The following is a 4615-nucleotide window of genomic DNA, read 5'->3' as shown; positions in this document are numbered from 1 at the left end:
GATCTGGACCGTGCGGGTCTTGAGATAGGCCGGCGACGTCAGCTCGGCATCGACCGGAATGAGGTAGTTCCTGCCGTCGACCTGCATGCCGTGCCCGGCATAGTAGATGACGGCGAGGTCGGCATTGTAGGACTCTTCGGTGAATTTGCTGATCAGGCTGTGCATGCCGGCATTGTCCTGGTCGACGCCTTCGATCACCTGGAAGCCGGCGTTGCGCAGCGTGGACGCGATAAGGCGGGCATCGTTCGCCGGGTTGGGCAAAGCGACGGCATTGACATATTTGCTGTTGCCGATGACCAGCGCGACGCGCTTGCTGTCGGGCGTGGCGGCCTGTGCGCCGAACGCGGCGTGGAACAGCAGGATCAACCCGCCCAAAAGGATGGCGAACGCTTTCATGGGATCAGCCCTCCGCCCCTTGGGGCGCGTTACCGATGTCTGCGCATGCTGAATGTCGTGAGCGACAACGTCGCTTCTGCCAAAATCGTCCTTGAGCGTCTGTGATCTCGACCACAGATTTGGTTCGCGAGGGGCTCGAAATTTCCTCGGTGAGTATCTAAAACCAATCGGCCGATCAAAACGCGAGGTTTGGTGAACCGGCTAGTCCCTCAACACAGTGAAAGATCGCAGACTTGTCGGGCAAGGCCATCAATGTTGGGGTAGCCAGCGCAAAACGCTGGCGATGAGCTGAAGGCTCCTGAACCTCGTCATTCTAGGGTCTGCGCGCGTCGCTTCGCTCCTTGCTCCGCCCGTGGATGACGACCGCGATAGGCGTCCCGGCCAATCGCCAAGGCATGCCAACGCACACATAGCCAACCGGTCAAAACTTCTGGGTTAAGGACCTAACCGGGCTCCAGCGTCTCCTGGAGGGAGTCTATCAGCGCGGTGATCGCCTGCTTGTATTTTTCGAATTCCGGCGACGTCTGCCGCACTTGTGTCGTGGTCGTCGTCGGCTGGCCCTGGTCGGTCGCCACGCGCGGCACTTTCTGCCCCATCTTCCGCTCGGCCCAGTCCACGACGTAGCTCGCGGTCTTGCCGGTGAGGAACGGGTTGGCCTGAATGACAGCCGACCCGAGCACAGCGCTCAACTGCGTCGAGCCGGGCGCCGCCAGAACCTGGGCCGCGCCTTCCATGCCGAGGAAATGGCACAGATAGAGGCGGCCGGCGGTGATCTGGTGGCCGCGCGCGCGCAGATAGGCCTCGCCCTCGCGCGCCAGGTTGCGCACCATTTCGCGTGACAGTGTCGCGTCGTAGCGAAGCGCAAGCAGGTCGGCGGTCGACAGCGAGCGGGCAAGGTCGGGCCGATAGGTGTTCATCATCCGGATCCAGGTCTTGGAGATGAACTGGCCGGCACCGGTCGCCGAGGAAAGCGGGTTCTTGGCCCGCGCGCTGCCGCCGCTTTCGACATGCACGATCCGCTCCGTCAGCGTTTCGACGGCGGTATCGCCGGACCCGCCGTAACTGACGGCAACGGCGGTAGCCACCGTGGTGACCGTCCCCAGCGGGTCGATCGCCTCGCCGTTCTGGTAGAGTTCGAAATGCAGATGCGGGCCGGTCGAAAGCCCTGTCGTGCCGATATAGCCGATGACGTCGCCGGCCTTCACTTTGGTGCCGACGCCGCTCGCGATGGCGAATTTCTGCATATGCGCGTAACGCGTCTCGCGGCCATTGGCATGCGTGATCTTCACCAGATTGCCATAGCCGCCGCCATCGCCTTGGAAGGAGATATCGCCGTCGAAGGCGGCCATGATCGGCGTGCCGACCGGCGCCGCCCAGTCGACGCCCTTGTGGATGCGAACTGTGCCCAGGATCGGATGCTTGCGCGGGCCGAAGGTCGAGGTCATCACCCCGGCGACCGGCGTGACCATGCCGTTGGTGACGGTCAGCGAGCGCACCTGATCGTTGCCGGTCACGCAGGCATATTGGCCGTCGCTCTGCTGGAAGACGAAACAGTCGAGGCTCCTGTCCGCGCCCTGGACGCCGACATAGAGCACCCGTCCCGAGATCTCGCTTTGGCCGCGCGGCGTCTGCGAATAGATCAGCACCAGGCGCTGGTCCTCGCTGGCGAAGGCGTCGAGGTCCTGCCCGCGCGACAGATACATGATCGCCTCGCCGATGACGCTGGTCGGCACCTTGTTGCGCGCCGCCGTCGAATAGATCGCGTCGAGCAGGCGGTACTGCCGCTTGGGCCCACCCTGGTCGGAGGTGCCGGAATAGTTGAACAGATCCTCGCGGACCCAGGGGTCGACACCCGACACGAAGGCGCCGGCCGCATTGCGTGTCAGCGTGCCGACATAGACGTTCTTGGCATAGATGGAGACCTGCATCAGCGACATGGTCGTCGTCTCGCGGCTCGGCCGGAACCCGCGCATGGCCACGACGAAGCCGGCCTCCAGCCCGTCGCGGTTGAACAGCGCCTTCAGCGCTTCGCCGGCGAGCTTGGCGTCGTCGGCGGAGAAATGCGCGTCGAGCACCACGCTGTCGAGGCTGCGGTCGTTGAGGATCTTCACGAACGTGTCTTCGGTGGCCTCGAAGCGCTGATACTCGCTGGTGACGGTCGCGACGGTCGTGTTGTTCTCGATCGCGGTTTTCTTGAAGGCGGGGAGTGCTGCCTCGCCCTGGTCGATGGTCTCGCCCCAGCCGGCCTCGGGGTCGTCGGCGTCCGCCTTGGGCGCCGAGCCGGCGTCGCTGTCGTCCGGTGCCGCTTGGAGATCATTCTGCAGGTCGCCTTGCGGATCGCCCGGTTGGTCGTCTGGCGCTGCGGCTGGCGCGGGCGGAGCCGGTTGCTGGTCGTCGGGCGCGGTTGCCGAAGGCTTGGGAGCGACCTGCCGCTGCGCCTGAAAGAAGGCGAAATCCTCTTGCGTCGAGGGGATCGTCGTCATGAACTTTTCGCTGGCGCTCAGCATCACGTCGGACATGATTTCGATCTGCGGCGAAGCCCCCGAACTGTCGAGCTCAGCCGGGCGCGCGACGGTCTTGCCCTTCGTCGCGGTGTCGGCATCGGGCGCCAATGTGATCCACATCGGATCGCCGGCCAGATCGATGATCGCCGGCACATAGACCGAGGCGTCGGGCGGCACGTCTTCCATGCCCTCGACGGGATGCAACTCTTCGTCCTCGTCGCCGAACGACCAATAGTCCTTGGTCAGGTAGAAGCCGGTGGCGACGGCAACGACGGCGAGCGTGGCAAAGCCGGCAAGAGCCCGGCGCCAGAGTTTGCGCCGCCGCTCGGCCAGCCGCGCCAGCTTCTTCTGTTTGAAGCTCGTGTCGATCGCGTGCGTCACGGGCTGTTTCCGGTCAGGAAATAGGTCCAGCGCACCTGCTCCTGCGTATCGACCTCGACGAAGCGCGCCGCGATATGGCCGCGCTGCCAGCACTCCTCGATGCCGCGGATCGAAAAGCGCCGCCGGTCGATGCACATTTCGGTCGACCCGTTGAGGATCGCGTGGCCGAAGACGTCCGTGGCGTAGAGATAGATGTAGCGGTTGGTCAGCTCCTCGCGGATGACATTGACGCACTGGTTGGCGCCGATCGTCCACCAGCCGTCCGTCTGGTCGGCATTGTCGACCTTCTGTCCGACCGCGAGATTGACGACGTCGAGCGTCTGGTTGCAGACGGTGAATTCGGCATGCGCCTTGCCGGGCGAAAGCATCGAGAACAGCGCCGCGCCGAGCAAAGCGGCAAGCGTTATGCGGCCCGGAAACAGCAAGCTACGCAGCTTGCGTGGCGGGGGCTGTTGCAAAGAACGCAAGGTGCGAGGGTCCATCGGCGTTCATGCTATCCGCCAAGCCGGAAATAGCTGGCCGTGGCCGAGAACTGCGACCCGCCGGCCTCGATCTCCTCGAGGATCTTGGGCAACAGCTCCGAAGCCGGCGTCGGCCTTGAGAACATGGCGGCCTGGATGTCCTTGGGGCCGGTGATCACCAGCATGATCTGCGGCACCGCCTTGGCGGCCGCCTTGTCCGCGGCGGCAAGACCGATCGGGATGTTGAAGGTCACCTTGTCGGTTTGCGCCACCATGCGGTCGTCCAGGTTGAAGGCGACGCCCTTGTGGTCGATCAGCATGATGTTGGAGACGAGCCCGCCGCCCGTATAGAGCGCGCCGCTGACCGGCGCGCCGTCCGGTATCGATGTCTTGTCGAGGACAAGCTGCGGCTTCGCGGCCGAACTCCGGTCGAGAAAGCGAAGGAAAGTCGGCACGCCGCACTGGGAGAGCGTGATGAGGCGCACGCTGATGTCCGGCTCGATATGGAACCTGGACTGGAAATCGTTGAGCAATTGTTCGAAGGGCTGGACCGCCGTTCCGTAACCCTCGATCGTGGGGGCGCCGCCGGGTCCGGATGTCACGTTGGCGTAGAAGCAATTGCCGCCGCTGAAATCGCGCACCCAGGAGCGCTGCTCGTTCCACTTGGCCATGTCGTCTTCCGCTGACGGAAGCGCCGGCTTTGGCACATTGACGGCGACGTCGGTCTCGGGCTGCTTGGTTGCCGGCGTCCCCGGCTGCTGCGCCGGCTGGGTTGGCGCGGTCGGCGTTGCCGGCTGGCTGGCTGTCGGGACCTTCGGCTCGGCCGGCGAGGGGGTCGGCTCCGTCGATGCCTGTCTTTGCGAAGTTGGGGGC

3 protein-coding genes and 1 pseudogene are annotated in these 4615 nt (G+C 64.6%); all 4 read right to left on the bottom strand.

Annotation, left to right across the window (positions count from 1 at the left end; all coding sequences use genetic code 11):
• Positions 1 to 396: caspase family protein (locus EOA28_RS25780; RefSeq protein ID WP_189342189.1), on the bottom strand; the 396-nt coding region annotated here is incomplete at its 3' end.
• Between the two features lie 443 nt (positions 397 to 839).
• Positions 840 to 3281, bottom strand: a complete 2442-nt coding sequence (locus EOA28_RS25775; RefSeq protein ID WP_127252227.1) for a M23 family metallopeptidase — start codon at positions 3279 to 3281, stop codon at positions 840 to 842.
• Positions 3278 to 3706 (bottom strand): DUF1036 domain-containing protein, encoded by a 429-nt coding sequence (locus EOA28_RS25770; protein WP_245463185.1) that lies wholly within the window; start codon positions 3704 to 3706, stop codon positions 3278 to 3280. Before EOA28_RS25770 ends, EOA28_RS25775 begins: the two co-directional genes overlap by 4 nt.
• Positions 3707 to 3774: 68 nt before the next feature.
• Positions 3775 to 4615 (bottom strand): annotated as a pseudogene (locus EOA28_RS25765) (serine/threonine protein kinase); the annotation flags it as partial.

It is taken from the genome of Mesorhizobium sp. M2A.F.Ca.ET.067.02.1.1, assembly GCF_004023285.1.
GTDB lineage: Bacteria > Pseudomonadota > Alphaproteobacteria > Rhizobiales > Rhizobiaceae > Mesorhizobium.
The sequence above is the reverse complement of the archived record's forward strand: the minus strand, read 5'-3'. Positions and strand labels throughout refer to the sequence as shown.